The organism is Bacillus sp. N6, assembly GCF_052805735.1.
On record NZ_CM127843.1, the window covers coordinates 1,155,762 to 1,177,152 of the forward strand.

General features: G+C 35.5%; 21 protein-coding genes. 10 read left to right on the forward strand and 11 right to left on the reverse strand.

The window, feature by feature from the left end; all coding sequences use genetic code 11:
- Positions 1 to 86: 86 nt before the first annotated feature.
- Entirely contained in the window at positions 87 to 1,532 is a 1,446-nt protein-coding gene (locus tag ACUXVC_RS05970) for an MATE family efflux transporter (RefSeq protein ID WP_003291568.1), read from the reverse strand.
- Between the two features lie 353 nt (positions 1,533 to 1,885).
- On the opposite strand from ACUXVC_RS05970, the gene ACUXVC_RS05975 reads away from it, so the two are divergent.
- Positions 1,886 to 3,532: a peptide ABC transporter substrate-binding protein gene (locus tag ACUXVC_RS05975; RefSeq protein ID WP_144465544.1), complete on the forward strand. Its 1,647-nt coding sequence runs from the start codon at positions 1,886 to 1,888 to the stop codon at positions 3,530 to 3,532.
- A 27-nt stretch (positions 3,533 to 3,559) separates the two neighbouring features.
- On the opposite strand, the gene ACUXVC_RS05980 is transcribed toward ACUXVC_RS05975, so the two are convergent.
- A complete protein-coding gene (locus ACUXVC_RS05980; protein WP_000559971.1) occupies positions 3,560 to 3,763 on the reverse strand; it encodes a hypothetical protein in 204 nt (67 codons plus the stop codon).
- A 593-nt stretch (positions 3,764 to 4,356) separates the two neighbouring features.
- Here ACUXVC_RS05980 and spx point away from each other — a divergent pair.
- Entirely contained in the window at positions 4,357 to 4,752 is a 396-nt protein-coding gene (gene spx / locus ACUXVC_RS05985; protein WP_000258267.1) for a transcriptional regulator Spx, read from the forward strand.
- A gap of 49 nt (positions 4,753 to 4,801) precedes the next feature.
- On the opposite strand, the gene ACUXVC_RS05990 is transcribed toward spx, so the two are convergent.
- Complete coding sequence (locus tag ACUXVC_RS05990; RefSeq protein ID WP_069355211.1) at positions 4,802 to 5,476, reverse strand: TerC family protein; 675 nt, start codon at positions 5,474 to 5,476, stop codon at positions 4,802 to 4,804.
- A 345-nt stretch (positions 5,477 to 5,821) separates the two neighbouring features.
- On the opposite strand from ACUXVC_RS05990, the gene mecA reads away from it, so the two are divergent.
- The 4 genes from mecA to pepF all read left to right on the forward strand — a co-directional run bounded on the left by mecA (position 5,822) and on the right by pepF (position 11,324).
- Positions 5,822 to 6,505 (forward strand): adaptor protein MecA, encoded by a 684-nt coding sequence (mecA, locus tag ACUXVC_RS05995; RefSeq protein WP_000350715.1) that lies wholly within the window; start codon positions 5,822 to 5,824, stop codon positions 6,503 to 6,505.
- Positions 6,506 to 6,577: 72 nt separating this feature from the next.
- The gene (locus ACUXVC_RS06000) at positions 6,578 to 8,122 is read left to right on the forward strand and encodes a cardiolipin synthase (RefSeq protein ID WP_000799191.1); all 1,545 of its coding nucleotides are present in this window, start codon (positions 6,578 to 6,580) and stop codon (positions 8,120 to 8,122) included.
- An 80-nt stretch (positions 8,123 to 8,202) separates the two neighbouring features.
- Entirely contained in the window at positions 8,203 to 9,447 is a 1,245-nt protein-coding gene (locus ACUXVC_RS06005) for a competence protein CoiA (protein ID WP_098126001.1), read from the forward strand.
- Between the two features lie 50 nt (positions 9,448 to 9,497).
- Positions 9,498 to 11,324: an oligoendopeptidase F gene (gene pepF / locus ACUXVC_RS06010; RefSeq protein ID WP_089170608.1), complete on the forward strand. Its 1,827-nt coding sequence runs from the start codon at positions 9,498 to 9,500 to the stop codon at positions 11,322 to 11,324.
- Positions 11,325 to 11,454: 130 nt separating this feature from the next.
- Here pepF and ACUXVC_RS06015 read toward each other — a convergent pair whose 3' ends face one another.
- From ACUXVC_RS06015 to ACUXVC_RS06030, 4 genes are all read right to left on the reverse strand, one after another.
- A complete protein-coding gene (locus ACUXVC_RS06015) occupies positions 11,455 to 11,628 on the reverse strand; it encodes a hypothetical protein (protein ID WP_000750354.1) in 174 nt (57 codons plus the stop codon).
- Positions 11,629 to 11,857: 229 nt separating this feature from the next.
- Positions 11,858 to 12,751, reverse strand: a complete 894-nt coding sequence (locus ACUXVC_RS06020) for a ClpXP adapter SpxH family protein (RefSeq protein WP_053565015.1) — start codon at positions 12,749 to 12,751, stop codon at positions 11,858 to 11,860.
- On the reverse strand, positions 12,751 to 13,149 hold the full coding sequence (locus tag ACUXVC_RS06025) for a globin domain-containing protein (protein WP_000043386.1): 399 nt from the start codon (positions 13,147 to 13,149) through the stop codon (positions 12,751 to 12,753). The genes ACUXVC_RS06020 and ACUXVC_RS06025 overlap by 1 nt, the downstream gene beginning before the upstream one ends.
- 168 nt (positions 13,150 to 13,317) lie before the next feature.
- On the reverse strand, positions 13,318 to 13,896 hold the full coding sequence (locus ACUXVC_RS06030; protein ID WP_000191118.1) for a CYTH domain-containing protein: 579 nt from the start codon (positions 13,894 to 13,896) through the stop codon (positions 13,318 to 13,320).
- Between the two features lie 144 nt (positions 13,897 to 14,040).
- Here ACUXVC_RS06030 and ACUXVC_RS06035 point away from each other — a divergent pair, with 144 nt between their 5' ends.
- The 4 genes from ACUXVC_RS06035 to ACUXVC_RS06050 are packed head-to-tail and all read left to right on the forward strand — an operon-like array spanning position 14,041 to position 16,805.
- Positions 14,041 to 14,412: a UPF0738 family protein gene (locus ACUXVC_RS06035; protein WP_001180005.1), complete on the forward strand. Its 372-nt coding sequence runs from the start codon at positions 14,041 to 14,043 to the stop codon at positions 14,410 to 14,412.
- A 30-nt stretch (positions 14,413 to 14,442) separates the two neighbouring features.
- Positions 14,443 to 15,081, forward strand: a complete 639-nt coding sequence (locus ACUXVC_RS06040; RefSeq protein WP_001081482.1) for a GTP pyrophosphokinase — start codon at positions 14,443 to 14,445, stop codon at positions 15,079 to 15,081.
- Between the two features lie 18 nt (positions 15,082 to 15,099).
- The gene (locus ACUXVC_RS06045) at positions 15,100 to 15,897 is read left to right on the forward strand and encodes an NAD kinase (RefSeq protein WP_000673190.1); all 798 of its coding nucleotides are present in this window, start codon (positions 15,100 to 15,102) and stop codon (positions 15,895 to 15,897) included.
- Between the two features lie 14 nt (positions 15,898 to 15,911).
- Complete coding sequence (locus tag ACUXVC_RS06050; RefSeq protein ID WP_095691228.1) at positions 15,912 to 16,805, forward strand: RluA family pseudouridine synthase; 894 nt, start codon at positions 15,912 to 15,914, stop codon at positions 16,803 to 16,805.
- Positions 16,806 to 16,853: 48 nt separating this feature from the next.
- On the opposite strand, the gene ACUXVC_RS06055 is transcribed toward ACUXVC_RS06050, so the two are convergent.
- The 4 genes from ACUXVC_RS06055 to ACUXVC_RS06070 form a co-directional block, all read right to left on the reverse strand.
- Positions 16,854 to 18,242, reverse strand: coding sequence for a peptidase G2 autoproteolytic cleavage domain-containing protein (locus ACUXVC_RS06055; protein WP_053565013.1), 1,389 nt, complete (start codon positions 18,240 to 18,242; stop codon positions 16,854 to 16,856).
- Positions 18,243 to 18,365: 123 nt separating this feature from the next.
- Positions 18,366 to 19,106 carry a bis(5'-nucleosyl)-tetraphosphatase PrpE gene (gene prpE, locus ACUXVC_RS06060; RefSeq protein ID WP_000872701.1) on the reverse strand — a complete coding sequence of 247 codons (741 nt, stop codon included), beginning with the start codon at positions 19,104 to 19,106 and terminating at the stop codon, positions 18,366 to 18,368.
- A gap of 76 nt (positions 19,107 to 19,182) precedes the next feature.
- Positions 19,183 to 20,343, reverse strand: coding sequence for an FtsW/RodA/SpoVE family cell cycle protein (locus ACUXVC_RS06065; RefSeq protein ID WP_095691225.1), 1,161 nt, complete (start codon positions 20,341 to 20,343; stop codon positions 19,183 to 19,185).
- Positions 20,344 to 20,461: 118 nt separating this feature from the next.
- The gene (locus ACUXVC_RS06070) at positions 20,462 to 21,388 is read right to left on the reverse strand and encodes a glycosyltransferase family 2 protein (protein WP_098126019.1); all 927 of its coding nucleotides are present in this window, start codon (positions 21,386 to 21,388) and stop codon (positions 20,462 to 20,464) included.
- Positions 21,389 to 21,391: the final 3 nt, after the last annotated feature.

Sequence of the window (21,391 nt, forward strand, 5' to 3'; positions counted from 1 at the left end):
GGCTTTTTTCTATACTATATAAATGAGTTGTCGGTAAGTCGATATAAATTGCATTTATTAATAACTACATCATGATCAAACAAGTACTACTGTGCCTGAACAGAACCAATCTCGTCTTGCTCTTCTGGTTTCACAAGTGCGTAACGTTCCCACGCCCTGCTTTTCCAGCGGAAGAACATAATAATGGCACGCGTCCATTCGTCGATGGCGATCGCTAGCCAAATACCAACGAGCCCCATATCTAAATGAAAGGCGAAAAAGTAACCTAGTGGTAAACTCATTAACACCATAGAGAATGCACCGATTAAAACAGGATATTTTGCATCACCAGCTGCACGAAGCGAATTAATGATGACGATATTCATCGTACGTCCCGTTTCAAGTAGTACACTTAGTAAAAGAACACTTGCGCCTAACCCGATAATGTGCGGATTATCTGTAAACAGTCCCATTAATTGTGTACGGAATGTAATAACGAGAGCGACCATACATAGAGTTACACCAATCGCCCATTTTACACTTTTCCATAAGCGTTCGTATGCTTCATCCTTTTCGCCACCACCAACAAGGCGGCCAATAATAATGGCTGTTCCCATACCAATCGCAATTGCAAATAAATAAGTGAACATGGAAATGTTAGTAGCGTATTGTCTAGCAGCTAATGATTCCGTTCCTAAGTACGTTGCGTAATAAAGGAAGACGATTTGACAAGCTTGATACATCACTTGTTCAAATGCAGATGGAATACCGATTTTTAAAATTTTCCCAATGTATTCTTTGGATAAAGTGAAGTAATATTGTAATTTCACGCGATATTCCATAACGCGGTATAGTAACCAGAAGAAAACAATAAGTGCGATCAATCGACTGATAGCGGAAGAAATTGCAGCCCCTTGTACACCGAGCTCAGGGAAACCAAATTTCCCGAAAATGAGTACGTAGTTTCCAGCGATATGAATAATATTCATTCCGAGTGAAATAAACATCGCTTGCTTTGTAAAACCGTGTACACGGATAATTGCGGCTAATGAGTTAATGATAGCTTGCAGGAAGATAGCTCCTCCGACGATAGATAAGTAGTTTTGCGCATACGTTAGTACATCGCCTTGTAAGTTCATTGCGAGCATCATATGTTTCGAAAATAAAAGAAAACCAGCGCTTATAACGAGCCCAACTATTAAATTTAATGTGACGGCTAATGCTGATATTTTAGATGCTTCCATAAAGCGTCTGGAACCGAGGTATTGAGATACAACGATAGCAGCGCCGTTCCCGATGACTTCTAATACCAAAATCGCAATATGGAGATATTGATTCGCTGCACCAACCCCAGATACAGCATCGTCTGATAATGCACTTAACATGAAAGTATCAGCGATCCCCATCAACATAAAAAGAAAAACTTCTAGAAAAATAGGCCATGTTAATAAGAATAAACTTAATTTCTCTGTCGGCCCATTTTTTTCCTGAATTGCTGTCATGTCCGTCCCCTCTTTACCGATATCTATTTTTAGCAAAATGTATCGTAACATACTTTCTTATCCTTTGCACTCATTTTAGCCTACATATTTTTAATATGAAGGGACTGCTATTTTATGTTAAAAAGGTTGGGATAATTATACATAAAGTATTATAAAATATAAAATTTATTTTTCTCTGATAATTTAGAAAAGTATAAAAAATATCGTTTTTAACACTTTAGTAAGAATAATCAGCAATATGAAACGTTTACAAAGATTTATTTTTTAACAGGAAATTTTAATGAAATAGAAATATAAATATACAAAAAATATATTTGTGTGTATAATATGAATTATTAGAACATATATATATTTCTTTCTGTTTGAAAATGAAAGGGCTAACATTTTTTTTGGAGGGTGGAAGTATGAAAAAAAAGATACCAGTTTTTGTAGCATCAACAGTAGCGATGAGCATGATGTTAGGGGCATGTAGCTATCAAAAAGATGAACCGCAAGCAAACGCAAAAGGGGATAGCGGGAAAAGCGGTGCGAAGCAAGTTATTAATCTAACAGAAGTGTCTGAAATTCCGACAATGGATACAACACTTGCCTCGGATGCTGCTTCTTCAAAAGTTATGAATAATACAATGGAAGGGCTGTATCGACTTGGAAAAGGCGATAAGTTAGTTCCAGGTGTGGCAAAATCTCATACAAAATCAGAAGATGGTAAAAAATATACGTTTAAATTGCGGGAAGACGCTAAATGGTCGAATGGTGACCCTGTAACAGCAAAAGATTTTGCCTATGCATGGCAAAGAGCTGTTAATCCTGATACGGCAGCAAAATCAGGATATATTATGTTAGATGTAAAAAATGCAGAAAAAATTAATAAAAGAGAGCTATCACCGGATCAATTAGGTGTTAAAGCAATAGATGATTATACATTAGAAGTTGAATTGGATAATCCAGTTCCATACTTTCTCGATTTAACTGTGTATCCACTATTTTTCCCATTAAATGAGAAATATATGAAAGAACAGGGAGAAAAATTTGGTTTGGAAGCAAATACAACTCTGTATAACGGTCCATTTGTATTAAATGAATGGAAACATGAACAAAGTTTCAAATTAAAGAAAAATCCAAATTATTGGGATCAAAAAGAAGTGAAGTTAGAAGAAGTTAACTTTAATGTTGTAAAAGATACAGGAGCAGCTGTTAATTTGTATAATACGAATGCGATTGACAGAGTTGGTTTATCAGCGGAGTTAGTTGATAAATATAAAGGACAAAAAGACTTTAAAACAATTAATGATCCAACTGTATTCTTCTTGCGTTTTAACCAAAAAAATCCATCATTAGCTAACAAAAATATTCGTAAGGCTATTTCTAGTGCATACGATCGAGATGGTATTGGAGAGGTTATTTTAAACAACGGTTCTAAGGGAGCTTATGGTTTAGTACCATCTGATTTTGTTAAGGGACCAGATAAGCAAGATTTCAGAAAAGAAAATGGAAAGCTTTCGAAAGTCGATGTGAAGGAAGCTAAAAAATTCTGGGAAGCAGGCAAGAAAGAATTAGGTAAGGATAAAATAGAACTAGAATTTTTAAACTTTGATAATGAAGAATCTAAGAAAATTGGTGAGTATGTAAAGGGAGAATTAGAAAAGAACTTACCAGGTCTAACAGTAACAATTAAGATGCAACCATTTGCGCAAAAATTAAAACTTGAAGATAGTGGACAGTTTGATATTTCATTTACTGGATGGGGACCTGATTTTCCTGATGCAATCACATTCCTTGATATGTTTATAACAGATGGTTCACAAAATAAAATGGCTTATTCTAATGCTCAGTATGATGACATTATTAAAAAGGCAAAGCAAGAAGGCTCAGATGTAAAAGGACGTTGGAATGAACTGTTAAAAGCAGAGAAAATTTTATTTGAGGATGCAGCAATTGCGCCAGTATTCCAACGCGGCAGATCTATATTAGAAAGAGAAACGATTAAAGATGTGTATATCCACAAATATGGCGGTGAATTAAGCTTTAAGTGGGCATCCGTAGAGAAATAAAAAAAGCAGGCTAACCACCTGCTTTTTTTAATACGTGCGTTTTTTATAAATGCCTTTTCCACCAACTTGGTTCCAGCCGGATTGTACATCCAAACTCTTGTTAACAAACTTCATTTTTTCTTTTCCACCAAAGAGCTTTTCACCGATGCTATTTGTAATGACACCAATCAATGCTGTTATTCCGATGATAAGGGCAGCAACCGTAATAAAATCAATAAAAAAAGCAATCATTTGCAAACTCCCCCTTTGCCTGTCTGTATGTTTATTGTATGAGATAAAAAATGAAAAAGAAAGAAATGTCAGAAAAATATTTAATTTACTTTAGAAATCGTGTAGACAGGAGGGAGAATGTTTGTTAAAATAAGAACAAACGTTCCTTTTTATTCTCATTTGTATAGTCTTACATTTCTTAATTGATTTATCAGGAAAAAGTAAGAAAACGTTCTCTTTTTCATAGGGAAGATTATAGATAAATAACTATATATTATATGAAAAATCTAGAGGAAATGAGTATTAAAAGGGTTGAAAGTTATTGTTCAAGTACAGCTAAATTGAGCGTAATCATGTTACATAGCAGTGGAATACACAGAAGAGTTTTCTCAACTAGCAGGAAATTTACTGTATATTTCTTGCAAAATCTATTGTATAATGATTATAGAAGTTACTTATTAAAAGTAATTGTTGTTTATTATAAGTTGTTGCTTACATGAAATGCGATTTTTGTACTTTTCAATAAGACAAGTTATCGCGAAAAATTGCTGAAGTTAGAAATTAAAACTGTATTTAGTACAGAATTTGTACTCTTTAAGGAGAGTGAGCTTTGTATGGTAACATTATATAGTTCTCCAAGCTGTACGTCTTGTAGAAAGGCGAAATTATGGCTAGAGGAAAATCATATTCCCTATACAGAACGTAATATTTTCTCAGATCCATTAACGATTGAGGAAATTAAAGAGATTTTACGTATGACAGAAAGCGGAACGGATGAGATTATTTCTACTCGTTCGAAAGTTTTCCAAGAATTGAATGTAAACTTAGAATCTTTACCACTTCAAGATTTATATAAGATGATTCGTGACTATCCGGGGATTTTACGTCGTCCAATTATGATTGACGAGAAACGCCTTCAAGTTGGTTATAACGAAGACGAAATTCGCCGTTTCTTACCACGTACAGTAAGAACGTTCCAATTACGTGAAGCACAACGTCTTGTAAATTAATTATAATAATATGAAAACCTTCTACCTATTATATAGTAGAAGGTTTTTTTTAATGTTTCACATTGCGTAATCGAACTTGTTTTACGATAAAGCCGATGCATAAAATAGTGAAAATGAACAAATAAGGAATGCTTGCAGTGAAACTTGGGTTGTTATGAAAAAAGATTGCAAGTCTGTCTTCATGTGTAACCATTTTCCCTGCAGTATAGGCAAGAATTGCTGCACCGCAATAAATGAGGAATGGAAATCGTTCCATAAGTATTAAAATAAGTTTACTGCCCCAAATAATAATAGGGATAGAAATGAGTAAGCCGATTATGACGAGTAAAAATCTCCCGTGAGCTGCACCTGCAATGGCAATAACATTATCAAACCCCATAACGAGATCCGCGAAAACAATTGTCCGCACAGCTTGAAATAAAGTTGTTTTTCCTTGAATGGCAGAAAGGTCGTTGCTATCATCAGTTAATAAATTGACTGCAATTAATGTAAGTAAAACCCCGCCAATCAATTGTAGAAATGGAATGTCGAGTAAATAGACAGCTAGTATAGTAAGGACAATTCTTAGTACGATTGCTAAAAGAGTACCGATCAAAATAGCTTTATTTCGTTTCGATTCAGGTAAATTTCGGCTAGCTAGTGCGATGACGATTGCATTGTCACCACCTAATACAACATCGATACCGACAATCATTAGTACGGATGTTAAAAACTCTAAGTCCATTCGTCTGCCTCCATTTATGATGTTTTAATAAGCGAACTGTATGTATGTGATGAAGAAAGTTGTTGTTAAATAATCTCTTCTAATAGAAGTTTCACCTTATTACAGTGTACGGGGGAATGTGGAAATGTATGTCCAAATTTTTTGTAAGTAAGAAATCGCTATAATAATATATTTATGTAGTTGATCGAGTAAAGATAGGCATATAACTATTTTTGTAAAATAAATCGATTTTATTTCCATTCTGGAGAATCTTATCATAAAATGAGAGTACAAGAATCTAATGATTTGTCATATGAGTGGGGAATCCCTTCATAACAATTCTAAGCAGGAAGGGAGAGTTGTATTTTGGATATTGAAAGAATTAATGATCATACGATGAAATTTTTTATTACGTACATTGATATAGAGGATAGAGGATTTAATCGTGAAGAAATTTGGTATGATCGCGAACGAAGTGAAGAGCTCTTTTGGGAGATGATGGACGAAGCTCGTGATCATGACGATTTCTTTATTGATGGGCCGTTATGGATCCAAGTGCAAGCAGTCGATAAAGGGATTGAAGTACTTGTCACGAAAGCAGAGCTTTCAAAGGATGGGCAAAAGCTGGAACTACCGATAGGGGTAGACAAAATTATAGATATTCCTCTAGATGAAGGCATTGAATCATTATTCCAACAAGAGTTAGTCGAAGAGGTAGAAGAACAAACAGGAACAAACTTTAATGAAGATGGTACGTTTGGCTTTTTAATTAAATTTAATGATTTTGAAGATGTCATTTCATTAAGTCATCGTCTTATCTTTGAAGATATAAAAGATGAGCTGTATTCATTTGAGGACCGCTATTATGTATATGTGGAATTCGATGAAGTGCTACATGATGAAGAAGAAATCGATCGTATTTTAAGTATTGTTTTAGAATATGGGGAAGAATCAACTTTAACAATTCATCGTGTAAGTGAGTATGGAAAACAAATTGTGAAAGAGCATGCGCTTGAAACGATTCGCAATAATTTTCCTGCTAAAACGTAGGCCGATTTCTGTAGTATGAAATCGGCTTTTTATATGAAGAATAGGAAAGCTTTCTTAGTTAGGAGGTAAGAGATGAAAAATACGTTAAAGCTGATTTTCTTTATCCTGCTATTGTTCGCATTATTTGTTTCGTTACGTATGTTTATTGATGTAGCATTTTATTCAGATGTGATTGGGATAAAAGATGTTTCGATTTTAGGTATTATTAGTATTTTATTTACAGTATCTGCGTTTTTAATTGGTTGCGTTATTTTCTTAGAAAATCGCCACCCATCTAAAACACTTACATGGTTAATTGTGTTAGGGATTTTTCCTGTGTTTGGCTTCTTTGCTTATTTATTATTTGGACAAAATTTTCGGAGAAAAAGAATGTTTCAAAAGAAGGCGTTACTTGATGAACAGGCGTTTTTACAATATAAAGGGCATGAAGATTACGAAGAACGAATTTTACGCAATCATAAGCATCAAGAACTGTTATTTCGTTTAGCGGATCGATTAGGTGCTTTAAATATTTCGTTTCAAACTGAAACGAGGACATTAACAAATGGAGATGAAACGTTTCAGGCCATTTTAAATGGGTTAAAACGAGCGAAACATCACATTCATATGGAATATTACATTGTGCGTGATGATAAATTAGGAACAGAAATTAAAGATATTTTAATACAAAAATCAAAAGAGGGCGTTGTTGTTCGCTTTTTATATGATGCGGTTGGAAGTTTTAAGTTATCGAAATCGTATATTGAAGAATTAAACGATGCAGGTGTAGAAATGATTCCGTTCTTTCCTGTGCGCTTTCCGATTTTAAACGATAAGATTAATTATCGAAATCATAGGAAAATTGTTGTGATTGATGGGAACGAAGGGTTTGTAGGCGGATTAAATATTGGTGATGAGTATTTAGGAAAAAGTAAATATTTTGGCTTTTGGCGAGACACTCATTTGTATTTACGTGGTGAAGCGGTTCAAAGTTTACAGCTTATTTTCCTTCAAGATTGGTTTTATATGACTGGAGAGGCTGTGCTAGCTCCTGAATATTTACAAGCAAAAGCAGTTGAGGGTGATCATTGGGGAGGAGTGCAGCTAGTTGCAGGCGGCCCCGATAATAAGTGGGAAACGATTAAGCATTTATATTTCGCAATGATCGCTTCTGCTCGGAAATCTATTTGGATTGCAACGCCGTATTTTATTCCGGATGATGATATTTTATCCGCATTAAAGGTTGCTGCACTTGCTGGTATTGATGTCCGTTTGTTGATGCCGAGTAAACCTGATAAGCGCACTGTCTTTTACGCATCGAGATCGTACTTCCCAGAGCTTTTAGACGCAGGAGTAAAGATATATGAATACGAAAAAGGTTTTCTTCATAGTAAAATTGTCATCGTTGATTCTGATTTAGCTTCAATTGGGACAGCTAATATGGATATGAGAAGTTTTCATTTGAATTTTGAAGTAAATGCCTTTTTATATGATACAGATAGCATTAAAAGACTTGTTCAAGACTTTAAAGACGATTTAGAAGAATCCAGTGAAATTCACGTCGATCGTTTTCATAAAAGGCGTCTGCATAGACGAATTGTTGAATCAACGTACCGGTTATTATCGCCATTATTATAAAAAGAGATGTCCGAAATTGGGACATCTCTTTTTTAAAAGGAATTTGTAATAAATTGTAGAATATAAGGAGCTGAAAGGGTGTGATTCCGATATTTATAGCTAAAAGAGAAAACGGAGAAAAAATTCATTTACTCTATAATTGTAATGAAGAGCTTTTGCGCCGTATGCGCCAACAGGAACGATTCTTTTGTGTAGCTTGTGGAAAGGAAGTGCAAATGAAATTAGGGAAACAAAAAAGTTGGCATTTTGCTCATAAAAAAGTGGATTCATGTCTTGCCTTTTATGAAGCGGAATCAACGTATCATATGCACGGTAAAGAATTGTTATATAGATGGTTCAAACGTCAAAACTTTCAGGTGGATATTGAGTACTACCTTCCGGAAATTAAGCAACGACCAGATATTTTTGTAGAGAGGGCGGGCAGAAAAATTGCAATTGAATACCAATGTGCAAACCTTGCTATAGAGCAGCTGTACAAAAGAACCTATTCATATTGGCGAGCTGGTATACAGGTCATTTGGATCGTTGGTGGAAATCAATTGAAAAAGCAATCGGCATATTGGATGAAATTCTCCTCACTTATGGCTTTCTCCTTACAATCTTATCCTCAACCATTTCTTATTTTCTTCTGTTCGAAAGAGAAATCATTTATGAAATGTGCATTTGTCACTCCATTTTCTACAAACATCTTTTTCGCGCATACTGTATATTTACCAATCGATAAAACTACTTTTGAAATGCTTTTTTCTCCCGTTCCTTTCGAGAAAGAGATACTAAGGGAAGAGTGGAAGAAGAGAAAGAACTACTTCCGCAAAAATGCCCTGCCGATTTGGAATTATAATTATAAGTCATTATTACGCCTCTTATATCAATTTAAATGTACCCCAGCGAGTTTTCCTTCTGAAATTGGTGTTCCACTCCCTTCTGGATTTGCTTTTCAAACAAACCCATTTATATGGCAAGCTTTTCTATATATGAAGTGTATAGGGGGGCTTGCAGTAGGAGAGTGTATTTCTCTTCAATATGTGTGTAGTTATGTAAAAAGGTATACGAAAAGGCGGATACTTCCGTACTTTTCACAGCACACATGGAAAGTGGCAGTTACTGAATATATGACATTTTTATGCTATATAGGTGTATTGCATAAAGCGGGAAGTTATACGTACCGAAAAATAAGGGATGTAGTGATGTTAAAAACAGAGGAGGAAATTATGAAATATGATGAGATTTGCTTAATACATGCGCTATCTTTATTTGAGGCAAATTTTAACATGAGAGGAGGAAAAGGGGATATAATAAAGAATGATTGTGAAGGAATTACATAAGAAAAAACGAATTGTACTTAAGTAGAGATATTTAAAGGAGGGCTTAAAGAATGTCTGAACAAAACAAAGCGAAAGCATTACCAGATCGCAACGAGATTGAAGAAGCAAGTACGTGGCGATTAGAAGATATTTTCCAAACGGATGCAGAATGGGAAAAAGAATTCCAGGCTATTAAAGAGCTATTACCGAAGTTAACTGAATTTAAAGGGAAACTTGGTGACTCTGCGGACAATTTACTTGAGGCATTGCAATATGAAGATGAAATTTCAATGCGATTAGGTAAGCTATATACATATGCTCATATGCGTTACGATCAAGATACAACAAACTCCGTATATCAAGCATTAAATGATCGCGCAACAAATTTATATTCACAAGTATCTAGTAGCACAGCGTATATTGTGCCTGAAATTTTATCGATTTCAGAAGATACAATGCAAACATTCTTGAAGGAAAATAGAGATTTAAGTGTATATGAACATGCATTAGAAGAAATTACACGTCAACGCCCGCACGTATTATCAGAAGCTGAGGAGGCTTTATTAGCGGAAGCATCTGAAGTAATGAGTTCATCAAGCAATACATTCGGTATGTTGAATAACGCGGATTTAAAATTCCCATCTATTAAAGGTGAAGACGGAGAAGAAATAGAAATTACACATGGCCGTTACATTCAGTTTTTAGAAAGTGATGATCCTCGTGTTCGCGAAGATGCATTTAAAGCTGTATATGAAACGTATGGGAAATTTAAAAATACATTCGCAAGTACGCTAAGTGGAGCAGTAAAACGTAATAATTTCAATGCGCGTGTTCGTAAATATGATTCTGCTCGCCAAGCTGCACTGAGCAATAATAATATTCCGGAAGCAGTATACGATCAACTCGTTGAAACGGTAAATGACAACTTACATTTATTACACCGTTACATCGATATTCGTAAGCGTGCATTAGGACTTGATGAGCTTCATATGTATGATTTATATACACCACTTGTACCAGAAGTGAAAATGAATGTGAAATACGAAGAAGCACAAGACCTTTTATTAAAATCTTTAAACGTACTTGGTGATGAATATGTTGATATTTTGAAAGAGGCATATGAAAATCGCTGGGTAGATGTGTATGAGAATAAAGGAAAACGAAGCGGGGCATACTCATCTGGTGCATATGGAACAAATCCGTATATTTTAATGAACTGGCATGATAATGTAAATAACTTATTTACACTTGCTCATGAGTTTGGTCATTCAGTGCATAGTTACTATACAAGAAAAACACAACCGCACGTATATGGTGATTATTCCATCTTTGTAGCAGAAGTGGCATCAACTTGTAATGAAGCGCTTCTAAATGATTATTTATTAAAAACGACAGAAGATAAGAAAGAGCGTCTATATTTATTAAATCATTATTTAGAAGGGTTCCGTGGTACTGTATTCCGTCAAACGATGTTTGCAGAGTTTGAACATATTATTCATAAGAAAGTACAAGAAGGACATGCTGTTACGCCAGATATGCTAACGGAAATCTACTATGATTTAAATAAGAAATATTTCGGTGACGCTTTAGTAATCGACGAAGAGATTGGTTTAGAATGGTCTCGTATTCCACACTTCTACTACAACTATTACGTATATCAATACGCAACAGGATTTAGTGCAGCGACAGCTCTATCTAAACAGATTTTAGAAGAAGGACAACCAGCAGTAGAACGTTATATTAACGAGTTCTTAAAAGCAGGAAGCTCTGATTATCCAATTGAAGTGCTGAAAAAAGCAGGAGTAGATATGGCATCTCCTGAACCAGTAAAAGAGGCACTACAAGTATTTGAAGAGAAATTAAATGAATTAGAAGCATTATTATTTGAAGAAAAGTAATGAAAAAAGACGAGGGATTGTATCCTCGTCTTTTTTTGAATAGATTAAATGTCGATATATGTCGAAAAAACAAGGTGAATTTCTTTGTTTTTTCTAACTGAAAGGATAGTTTTACGGCTGATTTTTGAAATTAAAACCCTTTGAATCGTTTTTTATGATTGAAATAAGAGAGAGTGATAACAATGATTCCGAATAAAAGAGGCAAGGCAATAATTTTAGGAAAAGCTTGTAGTAGAGAGAGGATGTACAAGAAAAAAGAAACGATGACAGCTAGAAAGAGAAGAGCAATATAAGATTTTTTCATAAATAAACCCCCTAAATGACCTTTTTTATAGCTTATTCAAAAATGAAAACGTTTAGAATGTGACAAAAGTGTGAAATTCGACAAAAGGGGTTGTCATCTGACGTCGAATCTTGTAATATAATAAGCGTGAACGAATTCACATACAAACATATACCCCTTTGTTTGAACGTGAAAATTTCTCCCATCCCCTTTAATATTTTTATAAGCCGTAAAGAAGAAGACCTGGTGTTTACACCAGGTCTTTTTCTTTTGCTATCCATTTCCAATAACGTTCGCATTTTACTTCTATCATTTGTACTTTTCGTTTCAGTTGTAACTTTTTAAGTTCGCGCTCAATTTCTTGTTGCGGACAGTCATAAATAAATGCTACTTCTTTTGAAGATATAAATTGTGTTGCTTCTAGTAGCACTTCTAAAGGTGGTAATGGTTCTGGCTCAATTTCACATTTTACAAGTTCTTTCAATAATTGTACGTATACATCGTAGGAATAATTTCCAGCGATTTTAATACCTTCTTCATCTGAGTTCGCATGAAAAAAGACGAGGGAGGGTATTTCTGTAATATGCATTTCATTCGTGAATTTCAAGTCACATTGGAAAGCTTTTTTTGCACTAGCAGAATGTAGATCTTTTTTAAATTCTTCTACATCAATATTGCTATCTTTCGCACATGCAAGTAATAGTTCGCAGTCAGGGCTTGATACATTTTCAAGGAAAATGTATTCTTGGAGTTTTCGCAAAAACTTCGAACCTGCTTTTCGGCCTTGCAACTCTGCTGCCTTAATTGCCATCGAAACTAAATATGGTGTTGACGATGCTTCTTGCATATGTACCTTTCCATCGCATGAAAAACCTTGTAAACTTGTTGTCTTTTCCCACACAAATCGAATATTAGCAGGTTTATTCCATTTGTGTGAGGAAGCGTTCGTTCCATCCACTTTTCCTGTTACGATATGACGAATAGAGAAGTATTTCCCGTATTCAAGCCATAGTTTAATAATAAAAGGCTCAATTTCCCAGCAATCTTTACAAAGTGGATCAATAAATAAATATGCTTCTACAGACTTATGCTCACATGCGGAAGGAGATGGCATATTTATATGCTTTGCTTCCTGCTTATCCATTACACTTCACCTGTTTCGTTTGGAGTATTAACCATATGCTGAGCGGTTAATGCTAAACGTTCAAAGACAAACTCTCTTATATGACCATGCACTCCAGTATCATCCATTGCTTGCTCCATGCATGATAGCCAAGCCTCTGCTCGTTTTGGAGTAATCTCAAACGGAAGATGGCGTGCTCTTAACATAGGATGACCATGTTCTTCAGTGTACAAATTAGGACCACCTAAATATTGTGTTAAAAATTGCTTCTGCTTCCTAGCGGTTTCTGTTAAATCTTCCGGGAAGATGGGAGATAAGTCAGGGTGTTTACTGACATAGGAATAAAATGTATCTACTAATATTGCAATGCATTGTTCACCGCCAATTGCTTCAAATGGTGTCATCGGTTGCTTGCTCATCCTTTATAAACTCCTTTTTCCATGAAATGTATATCTATTGTAGCAATGGAATGTTCGAGAGGGCAAATAAACAGCCTTCTCAAAGATTCTTTGCTTATTCTACGGGTGTAAACTTTTTTAGTGAGATGTATCCACTAGTGAAACATATTCACTAGTGGAATTTTCACTTTAGCGTGCTTTGTTTTGTTTGGCAAGGAAAAAGCGTTTTACTTTGTTATTTGTATGGCGAACAGGTATGTTATGTTGCGTTAATAAATGAATAAATGCAGCTTTTCCTGTTTCTTCATCTTGTACTTCAAATTCAATTTCATAATCATCGTGATTGTAATAGAAACTATGATCAAAGACAAGCGTTCCGCCTTTAAATAATGTTTCTGCTCTTTCTGTTGTTAAACTACCCATATATGTTAAAGCAGAAACAGGAATTTGTAATTTGTGTAATTGATCTACTACTGCTCCTTGAATGATTGTGTTTGATTCCATCATCATTTTTGCTTCGTCTTCTGTTACGACTTGATGCGTTTCTAATAAACCGATTTCTGCAGGTTGTTTCAACGTTAACGTATAAGTTTCTCCTTTATGACGAATACGAAGTGCAGAGCCAGCTTCTTTTAACGAGAAGTCAGGTGTTTCAAAGTAGTGATTCACTTGTTTCGTAAATGCTTCAATAGAAAACGATTTACATAATGTATCGAATTCTTCTTTTGTAACGATATTTTTGAATTCAATTTCAATTTCTTGTGTCATTGTATAATCTCCTTTTGAAAAATAATTCTTTACACATTATCGCTTTTTCATAAATTTGGTTCAATGTTTTATTTGTTTGCGTCCATGTTATGATACAATAATACTGTTAAGTAAGACAGGAAGTTGAGATGGAGGAGTTAGAGCATGCAAAATAAAATCCAAGTTAAGAGCGTAGAAAAGAGAGAGAATGCTCTTATTTTTTGTGCGGAAAATAGTGAAATAGAGGTAAAGGAGTTAAGTGCACGTAATCACGTACTTGTAGACTCAGACAATTTATCATTTTTATATATCTTAGAAAATGAATCATCTTTCATTTATGTAAGTATTCCGCATACATGCTGGGAAGCAATGCATGAAGCGATGAATAACGATGTGGTTATGTTCGTTAGCGTGAATGACATTGAAATGGAATTAGAAGGATTAAAAGAAGAAGTAGAATATTTAGTTGAAAATATTGAAGGTAATGCAAATTACGGAGAAGAATTAGTAACTGCTGTAGAAAAAGTATTTCTATAAGCAAATGGATTGATTTTGGTGGTGGTTGAAATGAATCGAAATTGGGAAGAATTTTTAGCACCTTACCACCAAGCGGTGGCAGAGCTGAAAGTGAAACTAAAAGGAATGCGTACTCAATTTGCAATGTTAACAGAGCATTCTCCAATTGAGTTTGTAACAGGAAGGGTAAAGTCGGTTGCAAGTATTATTGATAAAGCGGAGAAGAGAAATGTACCGCTAGACCGATTGAGAGAAGATATGCAGGATATTGCTGGGCTTAGAATGATGTGTCAATTTGTTGATGAGATTAAGCCTGTTGTAGAATATCTTCGAAAACGAAATGACTTTGAAATCGTGGAAGAACGTGATTATGTCACGCAAAAGAAAGATAGCGGTTATCGTTCTTATCATGTTGTCATTAGTTATCCTGTTCAAACGATTCAGGGTGAACAAAAAGTATTGGTAGAAATCCAAATACGCACGCTAGCAATGAACTTTTGGGCAACAATTGAGCATTCTTTAAATTATAAATATAGTGGACGTTTTCCTGAAGATATTAAAATACGCTTGCAACGTGCAGCTGAAGCGGCGTTTTTATTAGATGAAGAAATGTCTTCTATTCGTCTTGAAATTCAAGAAGCGCAAAAGGCTTTTTCAAGAAAGCAAGAAACGAAAGATTCCGAATCATAAACTAAAGGGTGTTGGGCGATGAAATTTACAATTATGTCAAAGGGAGATCAATCATCAGATACACTGGCAAGCACGATGAAAGAGTACTTGCTAGATTTTGGATTTATAATGGATGAAAAGGAACCCGATATTGTAATTTCTGTTGGGGGAGATGGAACGCTTTTGTATGCGTTTCATCGTTATTATAATCGATTGGATGAAACAGCATTTGTTGGTGTACATACAGGACATTTAGGTTTCTATGCAGATTGGTTACCGACAGAAGTAGAGAAATTAGTAATTGCGATTGCAAAAACACCATTCCAAGTGGTGGAATATCCGCTTTTAGAAGTTATTATTCGCTATGTGAATGGAAGTAAAGAGTCACAGTATTTAGCGATGAATGAGGCGACTGTAAAAAGTGCAGAAGGTACATTAGTAACAGAAGTAGAAATACGCGGAGAATATTTTGAAACATTCCGCGGGGACGGCCTTTGTATTTCTACTCCTTCAGGAAGTACTGCGTATAATAAAGCACTTGGCGGAGCAATTATTCACCCATCTATTGAAGCGATTCAAATTGCAGAAATGGCGTCCATTAACAATCGTGTGTTTCGTACTGTAGGATCGCCACTCGTATTGCCGAAGCATCATACATGTGTGTTAAAGCCGGCTGCAGGAATGAACTTACAAATTACAGTGGATCATTTAACAATGGTCCATCAAGATGTGAAATCAATCCAGTATCGTGTCGCAAACGAGAAAGTACGATTTGTTCGTTTCCGCCCGTTCCCGTTCTGGAAACGAGTTCGTGACTCGTTTGTTGCAGATAAATAGAAAGGGTTATATATTTGAACAGATTTACATTGAAATGGGATATAGGGCTGACTGAAGAGGGAACTTTAGTTAGGGAATTTTTGAAAACGAAAGGTATTTCTAAAGCCGCTTTAACGGATATAAAGTTTCACGGCGGGGCAATTGAAGTAAATAGTCAACATGCGAGTGTTCGTCATCAGTTGCGCGCTGGTGAAGAATTAAGTGTCTTTTTTCCAGTCGAGGAAAGAAGTGAAGGGATGATGGCAGAAGATATCCCTTTATGCATTGTATATGAAGATGATGCGATTCTTATCATTGATAAAGAGGCGAACATGTCAACGATTCCATCTAGAGAACATCCGACAGGGAGTGTTGCCAATGCGATTTTATCTCATTATGATAAGCAGCATCTTGCAAGTACAGTGCACATTGTAACACGGTTAGATCGTGATACTTCAGGGCTTATGCTTATTGCAAAAAATCGTTTTGTGCATCATCTTTTATCTAAGCAGCATCAACAAAAATCTGTGAAACGAACGTATGAAGCAATTGTTCACGGTGAGATGGTAGAACGAGAAGGAATGATTGATGCACCAATTGGTCGGAAATCTGATAGCATTATTGAGCGAACGGTTTGTGAGGATGGACAAAGGGCGGTTACTCATTTTAAAGTAATTGATAGTACATATGATAAGACACATGTAGCGCTGGAGCTTGAGACAGGAAGAACGCATCAAATTCGTGTGCATATGGCTCATATAGGACATCCATTACTTGGTGATAACTTATATGGAGGAAGAAGGGATGAAATGAAACGGCAAGCACTTCATAGTAAATCTTTGACGTTTTATCATCCTATTTTAGAGAAAGAAATGTCTTTCACTATAAAAATTCCAAGCGATATGCAAGAGCTACTTAGGAATGCTTAAAAAGGGAACAAAATTCTTATATTATAAAGAATTTTGTTCCCTTTTTTCTTAGCGGAATAATATTAAAATTTGGTTTTCACCCGTACGCTTTATAACGAAAAATCCACTTTCGGCTTTTGTAGCAATGCCATTGTCATTTGGACGACAATATCCATGAGTTTCGCAAGTGCTGTCATCACGTACTAACATTTGCCCAATTAATCCGACAGGAAGCCACTCGGTGCGATCTTTTCTTGCTACATATTTGCAAGCTGGATCCCATTCTGTATTTAAAAGAGGTTGTATTTCTTCTGTTTCCGTCCATACATATTGGCGTTTCCCAAAGTTATCTGTTTTATAGCGTTTTTGCCAACTTAAAGCCCCGCTATTTCCTATAAGTGCAGGGGTTGCACTAGATATTCCTAAAATGAACGAATCGTGTGAAGTAGCTATCCGAATTTTTTCTTCGCTACTAAATGTAACGAAATAACCGACATCAATAGGTTTATGACCTTCTGTTTCAAACATTTGTGCAAAATCCGTTCCGCTTGCATTGTAAGACGCGCCCTCAATGTACATTTCTCCATTATGGGCAAGCCATTTAGCACCGATATTATGGTCGGTGTCGTTTACACCATTTGCAATAAACCAAGAATAAGCTTCTTCTGCAGTGCCGAAGCGCCCCATAATATGGCTACCTGCAAAATGAGCTGTTGATGTATGATGACCTTCCGCATGAGAAGAGGATCCGTTAGCGATAGTTGCGGTTCCTTCTGCGTGTGCTGCTTCGCCTAAAGCAATCGTCTGTTTACCCTCCGCATGAGAATAAGCACCGCCTGCTGTCGTTTCACTTCCCTCACTATGCGAACTATGTCCAGTTGCTTTTGAGTTTGATCCTTCTGCATGAGAGAAAGAACCTTTTGCGTGCGTTAATAAGCCTTCCGCATGTGCTGCCATGCCTTCCGCATGAGAGTGAAGCCCCTCCGCATATGCATATCGGCCGCCCCTTTTAACTTTTGTATTTTCAGGTGTAGGTGTCTCAATTATGAGTGGTTTTTCAGTTTGTATATCATTCGATGAAGCTAATGCTTCTTTTATTTTTTTTACTTTGTTTATAATAGCAGCTGGAATTTCTGGTTCCACTTTTTTATTTATTGCTACAGAAATATTTTCTTCCGCCTTTTCTTCTGTTTGGTTAGAATGTAGTACCTGTTCATCTTGATTTGAGAGCTGTTTATTTTTTTGTTGCATCTTTATTTTTTTACGATCGATTATGCGGCTCATCACAGCATTTTCTAAAGAGACATATGTTGGTTTTACTTTGCTTTTTTTTGATGACTCTTGTTCTTCCAGTTCTTCTATCGCTGCAGCTCGAATACTACACCAGTTGTTAATTCCGTACATGGGCAGATATAAAGGGGGAAATTTTCTTTTTTGTTTAGAAGATTTTTTCTTCATTCTGTCACCTCCTGCGACATTATATGTAGGGTAATTAAAAAAAGATGCACTTTATTGCATCTTTTTTTAATTACTTTACCTAGTTTTATATGATATCTGCCTAAATAATGCTAAGTAAGGTAGTTATGAAATTGGACGGAATTTCTCAGCGACAAAAGGTAACGAAGAAGGGACAGAGATAGTCTCCATTTCAGGATAACGTAATCCGGTTAATTTGCCACCAAATACAGCACCAGTATCAATATTGACTGTCTGATTGACGAATCGAGGTTCTGCTACTGGTGTATGTCCATATACAATCCAAGCTTGCCCCTTGTATTCTTGCGCCCAATCACGACGGACAGGTGAGCCATCGGCATGCTTTTCTCCTGTAATATCGCCATATAATACAAAGGTTTGTACTTTTTTATCTCGTCTTCCTATGTAATCTTGCCGAATCCCAGCGTGACATACGATTACTCTTTTTTCATCTAGTATGTGGTAGAGCGGTGATTGTTCATAAAGAGTGGTAAACTTTTCTTTTATAATGTTTTGCTTACGAGAAGGAAGTGCTTCATATTCAGCAACAGTTGTTTCAAGTCCGTGAGCGACTGTTACATTACGTCCAAGGAAAAATCGATATAGTTTATTACAGTGATTTCCAGGAGCGTAATAAGCTTCTTTTTTATGTATGACAAGTTCCCATACAATTTCGATCATACGTAATGAATGAGGACCACGGTCTGTAATATCGCCAACGAATGCAAGTTTACGTTGGTCAGGGTGAACCGGTAGACCGCTACTCCAGTTATATCCTAGCTTCTCTGTTAAATTTTGAAACTCTTGGAAGCATCCATGAATATCTCCTATAATGTCATATTTCATATTTAAACCTCCATCGTATTTTTCATTAGTATATCTAAAAAAGGATAGAGATAAAAATATAGCGTTTTTTTGTTGTTCATTTAAACATAAAGATTTTCGTTCTTGAGCGAACATTTAAAATGAATCCAATCGCAATCATGTATGTAAGTAGTGAACTTCCTCCGTAGCTCATAAGAGGTAATGTTATCCCTGTAATGGGAAGTAATCCGATTGTCATCCCGATATTTTGGAATACTTGGAAAGTAAACATTCCGATTGTACCAGCGCAAATGTAACTACCGAAAGGGTCATTACTTTCTAAAGCGATATGAATCATTCGAAAAATGAGTAAGAAAAAAAGTGAAATAATGACACTTGCGCCTAGAAATCCAAATTGTTCAGCGACATTAGTGAAAATAAAATCTGTATGTGGTTCTGGAAAATATACTTGTCCATTTTCCCACCCTTTTCCTTGCATTTCTCCGGATCCAGTCGCTAAGAATGCTTGTCTTAATTGATAGCCTTGTGCATCATATTTGTAAGGTGCTAACCATCCGTAGAAGCGATTTAGTTGATATTCTTTTAAAATGTGTGCTTTAAAGAAATCTGTGTGAGTAAAAAAAATATATATTAATGTAGATCCAGCGACGAAAGTACCTGAAACTAATCCGAAAATAAAACGCCATCGTATGCCAGAAACTAGTATCATTGCTGCAAGCATCGCTGAAATGACCATTGTGTTTCCTAAATCTGGTTCTTTTGCAATAAGTAGTAGTGGTGGCAAACTTGTCGCAAATATTTTTCCAAGTAATAAAAAATCGTCACGCACTGTTCTGGAAAAATATTTCTCATTATGATTTGCTATAATTCGTCCAATGACGATAATTAAAAATAATTTCATAATTTCAGAAGGCTGAAAATTTCCGATGCCTGAGAGCCTGTACCAAGCAGTAGCGCCTTTAATTGTAACGGCACCTGGTACTTGAAGTTCTAGTCCTATAAGTAGTACCATTGCAAAGCTATACAAATACCAAGCAATTTTTTGATAACGATCGAAATCGATAATCATAATAACACCAATGGCTATAAATCCAATGAAGTACCATTGGATTTGCTTTAGTACAAAATTGACGTTTTGTAAAAATGGTGGTAAAGAGGTTTGCGCACTTGCAATAGCGCAGCAACTAACAATCCCAATGGCAAATAAAATAAATAGTAATACGTAGTCTATTTGATATTGAGAATTTGGATCTTTCAATGTAGGTATTCCTTTCTACTGCTCTTTATAGTAATGGATTTTATAGTATGAGAAAGAATGTATGAACTATACGAATGATTCGCATATAGCCCATACACTTTTGATTTTGCAGAGTAGTTTAATTGTTTAACTCTTTAATAATTATATCCAAACAATGGGAAAGACGTACATGTGCATCAGGAAAAATATCTAGTTGATGAAGATAGTATTTTAAAGAACTTTTACACCATTGGTAAGCACTAAGTAGAGCTGCTCTATAGTCCGTAGTATTTTGTAAAAAGCCATATTCTTTTGCTGTTATAACGAGGTGTGTGAAATCTTCACAACCTTGAAGGAGCTTATTGTGTATTTGTTGTCCAGCATGGTAGCGAAATTGACTTAAAGGCTCAGAAATGTATATTGCATTTCCTTTAGAAAGTAAAGAAATCCATGAGGCCATATCAACACTACAAGAATATTGTCGCTCTTTAAGGGTACCAAAAGGATCAGTGAGCAATTCTTTTCGGAACAAAGTAGTTGTAGGCTCACCGATAATGTTGTGCCCACCCTTTAACATCCAATTACCTAAAAATATCCCATTTAATGGAGTGTCTTCACTATATAACCTTTGTGTTGGATGGGAATCACCGATTAGATTTCCATGATCATCAATACGTACTCGATAAGAAGTAACAAGAGCAAGATTTTTATTGGGATCTTGCTCAAAATAGGCCATCATTTTTTGTATTTTATGCTTATAAAACACGTCATCGTCCATTAAAAAATTTATATACTCACCATTCGATTTTTCTATGAGCATAAGGTCATTGTGAAATTGTCCTAGAGTAGGGGTATTTCGAATGTATGTTATATTTTTATAATTTGGTAAGTATTGTTCGCGTATTAAAGTTGCTGTTTCATCATTTGTACTATCATCTCCGATGATGATTTCAATATTTGAATAAGTTTGTGCTAATGCACTTTCTAGAGCAATTTTGAAATAATGAGGCCGATTATAAGTGGGAATAAGGATGGAAACGAGAGGTGGATTTTTTTCATTCATCATACA

Excerpts from the sequence above, each read along its gene's own strand:
- ACUXVC_RS05970 (WP_003291568.1), bottom strand. The coding sequence starts at position 1,532 with ATGTTACGATACATTTTGCTAAAAATAGATATCGGTAAAGAGGGGACG.
- ACUXVC_RS05975 (WP_144465544.1), top strand. The coding sequence starts at position 1,886 with ATGAAAAAAAAGATACCAGTTTTTGTAGCATCAACAGTAGCGATGAGC.
- ACUXVC_RS05980 (WP_000559971.1), bottom strand. The coding sequence starts at position 3,763 with ATGATTGCTTTTTTTATTGATTTTATTACGGTTGCTGCCCTTATCATC.
- spx (WP_000258267.1), top strand. The coding sequence starts at position 4,357 with ATGGTAACATTATATAGTTCTCCAAGCTGTACGTCTTGTAGAAAGGCG.
- ACUXVC_RS05990 (WP_069355211.1), bottom strand. The coding sequence starts at position 5,476 with ATGGACTTAGAGTTTTTAACATCCGTACTAATGATTGTCGGTATCGAT.
- ACUXVC_RS06000 (WP_000799191.1), top strand. The coding sequence starts at position 6,578 with ATGAAAAATACGTTAAAGCTGATTTTCTTTATCCTGCTATTGTTCGCA.
- pepF (WP_089170608.1), top strand. The coding sequence starts at position 9,498 with ATGTCTGAACAAAACAAAGCGAAAGCATTACCAGATCGCAACGAGATT.
- ACUXVC_RS06015 (WP_000750354.1), bottom strand. The coding sequence starts at position 11,628 with ATGAAAAAATCTTATATTGCTCTTCTCTTTCTAGCTGTCATCGTTTCT.
- ACUXVC_RS06020 (WP_053565015.1), bottom strand. The coding sequence starts at position 12,751 with ATGGATAAGCAGGAAGCAAAGCATATAAATATGCCATCTCCTTCCGCA.
- ACUXVC_RS06025 (WP_000043386.1), bottom strand. The coding sequence starts at position 13,149 with ATGAGCAAGCAACCGATGACACCATTTGAAGCAATTGGCGGTGAACAA.
- ACUXVC_RS06030 (WP_000191118.1), bottom strand. The coding sequence starts at position 13,896 with ATGACACAAGAAATTGAAATTGAATTCAAAAATATCGTTACAAAAGAA.
- ACUXVC_RS06035 (WP_001180005.1), top strand. The coding sequence starts at position 14,041 with ATGCAAAATAAAATCCAAGTTAAGAGCGTAGAAAAGAGAGAGAATGCT.
- ACUXVC_RS06040 (WP_001081482.1), top strand. The coding sequence starts at position 14,443 with ATGAATCGAAATTGGGAAGAATTTTTAGCACCTTACCACCAAGCGGTG.
- ACUXVC_RS06045 (WP_000673190.1), top strand. The coding sequence starts at position 15,100 with ATGAAATTTACAATTATGTCAAAGGGAGATCAATCATCAGATACACTG.
- ACUXVC_RS06055 (WP_053565013.1), bottom strand. The coding sequence starts at position 18,242 with ATGAAGAAAAAATCTTCTAAACAAAAAAGAAAATTTCCCCCTTTATAT.
- prpE (WP_000872701.1), bottom strand. The coding sequence starts at position 19,106 with ATGAAATATGACATTATAGGAGATATTCATGGATGCTTCCAAGAGTTT.
- ACUXVC_RS06070 (WP_098126019.1), bottom strand. The coding sequence starts at position 21,388 with ATGATGAATGAAAAAAATCCACCTCTCGTTTCCATCCTTATTCCCACT.